Annotated in this window: 3 protein-coding genes and 1 pseudogene; all 4 read right to left on the bottom strand. The window is 61.8% G+C overall.

Annotated features, from left to right (window positions below):
• The coding region (locus ACK4OE_RS25300; RefSeq protein WP_409889183.1) for a type I restriction endonuclease at positions 1-793 on the bottom strand (793 nt) is incomplete at its 3' end.
• 19 nt (positions 794-812) lie between these two features.
• A complete protein-coding gene (locus ACK4OE_RS25295) occupies positions 813-1,958 on the bottom strand; it encodes a Fic family protein (RefSeq protein WP_409889182.1) in 1,146 nt (381 codons plus the stop codon).
• Between the two features lie 442 nt (positions 1,959-2,400).
• On the bottom strand, positions 2,401-3,672 hold the full coding sequence (locus tag ACK4OE_RS25290; protein ID WP_409889181.1) for a restriction endonuclease subunit S: 1,272 nt from the start codon (positions 3,670-3,672) through the stop codon (positions 2,401-2,403).
• A pseudogene (locus ACK4OE_RS25285) lies at positions 3,662-4,445 on the bottom strand (N-6 DNA methylase); the annotation flags it as partial. The pseudogene ACK4OE_RS25285 and the gene ACK4OE_RS25290, both read right to left, overlap by 11 nt.

Genomic DNA, 4,445 nt, shown 5'->3' with positions numbered 1-4,445 from the left:
AGCCCGCGATCTTCTTCACCAGCTGGCCATCGTCTTCAAACAGCACAAAGTAGCGCAGGTAATCGAGCAGGTACTGCGGCGCCAGCACGCCGCGCACCAGCGTCTGCAGCTCGTTGAACTGGCCCAGCGGGTCCAGCGTGGCGCCGTCAATCGTGCGCCACGCCATGAACCGCTCGGCGCTTGCGCTCAGCGACCCCAGCAGCGCCTCGGTGCCGTCCGAAATCACCAGCACCTCGTTGGTGTTAAACAGGTCCGGGATCTGCTCCTTGTACGTCTGGATCTGGTCGTAGGCCTTCCACACGCTGGCGGCCTGGTCGGCGGGGTTCTTCAGCTCCAGCAACACCAGCGGCAGGCCGTTCACAAACAGCACCACATCCGGCCGGCGCGTGTGGCGCGGCCCGCGCACGCTGAACTGGTTCACCGCCAGCCAGTCATTGCGCTCGGGCGTGGCCCAATCCACCAGGCGCACAAAGTCGCCCACCGTCTCGTTGCCGCGCTGGTACTGCACCGGCACACCGGCCACCAGCAGCCGGTGAAACCGCCGGTTGGCCGCCAGCAGCGCCGGCACGCCCAGGTCTTGCACCTGCGCCAGCGCGTCATCAATCGCCGTGGCGGGCATGCTGGGGTTCAGCCGTACCAGCGCAGCGCGCAGGCGTCCCGCCAGCAGAACTTGCCGGTAGTCGCTGCGCTCGGGCGCGGGGCCGTCGGGGGCAATGTCGGGGCCTGCTGCGTGGGTGTAGCCCACGTCCTGCAGCCAGGCCAGGGTTTCGCGTTCGAGCTGGTCTTCGGTCATGGGCTTTTGCTCGCACCTTTCAGAGTTTCATTAGCTCGATGTAGGGCTGATAGCTGTAGCTGCGGTTCTTCTTTTGTCCCGTCAACTCTGTCACTATGCCCAGCTCACTGAGCATCTGCACTGCTGCGTTTGCGGTGGGAAAGCTGGTGCCCAATTGCTGACGCACCCGCTCCACGGTGAAGCGCGGCATCATGGGCAGCAGTTCAAACAAGCGGTAGCTGGCTGGGCCCGCCTTGGGCGCTTGCAGCAGGCGCCTGCGGTCTGCGGCCACCAGGCTGGCAATCGCCACAATGCCGCGTTCAGCCTCGGATGCGGCGGTTTCCACGCCGTGCAGAAAGAAACCCACCCAGCCCTCCCAATCGCCCTGCGTACGCACTGTGGAGAGGTGGCGGTAGTAGTCGGCCTGGTGTTGTTTGAGGTAGCCGCTCAGGTACATCAAGGGTTCTGGCAGCAAAGCCCAATGCTCCAGCAGTGCGGCAATCAGCAGGCGGCCAATGCGGCCATTGCCGTCAAGAAACGGGTGAATGGTTTCAAACTGCGCGTGCACCAACGCAATCTTGACCAGCGGCGGCAATGGGCTGTGGGCTTGGTGAATGAACTGCTCCATATCGCCCAGCAGCGCTGCCACACGCTCGGCCGGAGGCGGCACAAACACGGCATTGCCCGGCCGGGTGCCACCAATCCAGTTTTGCGAGCGGCGTAACTCACCGGGTTGTTTGCCCGTGCCGCGCACGCCGCTGAGCAGCAACCGGTGGGCGTCACACAGCAGGCGCACGCTGATGGGCAGGCCGGCCGGGTCACGCAGGTTGTGCTGCACCAGCCTGAACGCGCGCAGGTAGTTGGTCACCTCTTCCACGTCGTCGGTGTTGCTCACAGCAAAACCGGCTTCGTCGTCGAACAGATCGGTGAGGGTGGCTTGCGTGCCTTCAATCTGCGATGTCAGCAACGCCTCTTTGCGAATGGCGCTGTATAGCAGCCAGTCCACAGAGGGCACCAGCCCTGCCACCCCGGCCAAGCGGGCCAGCGCCATTTCCGCCGCGTGGTTGGCCGCTGCAAACGACTCAGGGGCCAGCGGCGGTTTGGCGGGGGGCAGCGAATGCGGCACAAACGCCTGGACCGGCTCGCCGAGCGTGGCGGATGTAATGAAAGTGCCGGTGCTGCGCATCGTATGAAAGCATTCTTTAATAAGCGGCTGCGGTATTAAAGCATTCTTTAATATGAGAGCGCGGTATGCAAGCGTGCTTTCACAGAACAAGGCAACTTCTGCTGCCGCAGCCCCAAACGTCGTTGCGGCTCCAGGCTATCAATGGGCATCAGCTGCTGCCCCATTTCAGTCCTGTCCCCTCATGCACGCCCCAAGGAAAAAACCGCTATGGCGCCGTGACTGGGGAGCAGGTGAGTTGGACTTCGGTCATGGCGTCGGTGCCAGGCTCGCGCTGCCATGAAAATCTCAAGTGGAATTGCAATTAACCGATTAGGTCTTTGATTCAATTGGAAGTTTTTGACAAATTTGGTGCTAAATGGATTTGCGTTTATGCACTTTGCGCCCAAAAAGGCATCCTCGGGCGCTACCACCAACCAGCGGTTCAAAGTGTCTAAGGTCATCATCACGCAGCCTCCATATGCATTGCAGCCATTGCGTTGGGCAAGCGCAACTGGCCGGAGATCAGGCGGGGGAGCAGGGTGTCGCGGAGGGTGGAGAGGGTTTCAGCGGTTGATGAGTTGTGACTGCGCTGCAGTTCCGTTGCCGAGACGACATCTTCGAAGGCAGAAAGCAGCGCATCTGGCGGCAGGAGCACGGGAACCGAGCCAAGGATGCCGGTGTTGATATTCGGCATGGTGGCACCCACCGCATGCTGTACCAGCCAAGTGCGGGCCTGAGACGCGTCCAGTGCCATGGACAAAAAGGTTGAAGAGCGCCAACTTTTGCCTGGGCGAAGCAAAAGGCAACCTGTGCCGCACAGCCAACCCGCTTCTCTTTGTGTGATGAGCGCGTGGCGCTCGACGTCACCCCGGCGACTGAAAACAATGTCGCCCGAGATCAGTTTGTGTCTTGAAAGGCGATCAGCGTTTTCCTGGCTTACTCGTGCAACCGAGTCGGTCATGACCCGGCGGTCCTTGATGTCTTTTGGCATGACCACCGGCACGCCGGAGTCCACATAGTCCGACGCGTGGAGTTGGCTGCCAAAGGGCCCTGTCTGGATGCTCCCATGGTGTGTTGAAGTCAGGTCGGCTAGGTGGCTCATGCGCCATCCCTTCGGCACCCACCCCAACTCCGACTCCTCCAGCGCATCGGGAAACAGCGCGGCGGTGGCTTCGTCCATGCCTTCGGGTACGCGGCCTTCCATCTTGGCGCGCACGGGGTCGAAATCGACAAACCACGACTTGAACAGCGCCTGGGCAATGGCTTCGAGCGTGGCGTTGGTTTCGCGCAGGAGGGTGATGCGGTCGTCGAGAGACTTGAGCACATCCACGATGCCATCTTGTGCCGCTCGCGGCGGAATCTTGAGCGAGATCGAGTACAGATAATTTCGATTCAAGGAAGGCTGTGCGCTTCCCGAATTGAACGCGGCCAAATCTAGCGTTTGTAGTAGGTAGTAGGCGAATCTCGGGTTGTTGCCCAAAAAATCAGTCACATACAGGCAGGTGTTGTGTGGCCAGTAGTCCACTTCACTGAAATGCACCCGTCCCGCCGAGGCTCCACTTCTGCCAATTACAACGCCCGACCCGTGAGCCAAAGCCTCGCTATGCGTTCCGTTTGGACCCGCGGAACCCATGATTGGAATACTGCCCGCTTGCTGCTCCGAGGCCGTGAGATCGTGACCCCGTTGCAAGCGTACAAATTCTCCGAGTGTGGATTGGGGCCACTCAGAACTCATACCCCAACCCCCCCAACTTCTTCCGAATCACCGCATCCAGCTCCGCGCCCTTGGCCATCTGCTCACCCAGCTTTTCCGTCAGCTTGACCATCTTGTCGGCAAAGGCTTCGTCGTCGTCCTCCACCGCCTCGGCGCCCACGTAGCGGCCGGGGGTGAGCACGTGGCCGTGCTGAGCGATCTCGGCCAGGGGCACGCTGCGGCAGAAGCCGGGGATGTCCTGGTAGGGGGCTTCGACGGGCTCAGCCTGAACGGAGCTGACGGTGGGGGCGGGTTCGCCGCGCCAGGCGGCTACGGTGGCGGCGATGCGGTCGATGACTTCGTCGGTCAGCTCGCCCTGCACGCGGCTGATCATGGTGGCGAGTTTGCGGGCGTCGATGAACAGCACTTCGCCCTTGCGCTTTTTGCTCTTGGCCAAAAACCACAGGCAGGCAGGGATTTGGGTGTTGAAAAACAGCTGACCGGGCAGGGCGATCATCACTTCCACCACGTCGGCATCGACCATGGCGGCGCGGATCTGGCCTTCGTTGTTCTGGCTGCTGCTCATGCTGCCGTTGGCCAGCACAATGCCTGCACGGCCCGTGGCCTTGAGGTGGTGCAGCATGTGCTGCAGCTAGGCGGTGTTGGCGTTGCCGTGGGGTGGGTCGCCATACACCCAGCGGGCGTCGCCCTCCAAACTGGGGTGCCACCAGTCGCTGATGTTGAAGGGCGGGTTGGCCAGGATGAAGTCGGCGCGCAGGTCGGGGTGCTGGTTGCGCACAAAGGTGTCGGCGGGT

The organism is Acidovorax sp. (assembly GCF_046314175.1).
Lineage (GTDB): Bacteria > Pseudomonadota > Gammaproteobacteria > Burkholderiales > Burkholderiaceae_C > Acidovorax.
The sequence above is the reverse complement of the archived record's forward strand: the minus strand, read 5'-3'. Positions and strand labels throughout refer to the sequence as shown.

Bases quoted from the DNA above. Each gene is read 5' to 3' on its own strand.
- ACK4OE_RS25295 (WP_409889182.1), bottom strand. From the start codon at position 1,958: ATGCGCAGCACCGGCACTTTCATTACATCCGCCACGCTCGGCGAGCCG.
- ACK4OE_RS25290 (WP_409889181.1), bottom strand. From the start codon at position 3,672: ATGAGTTCTGAGTGGCCCCAATCCACACTCGGAGAATTTGTACGCTTG.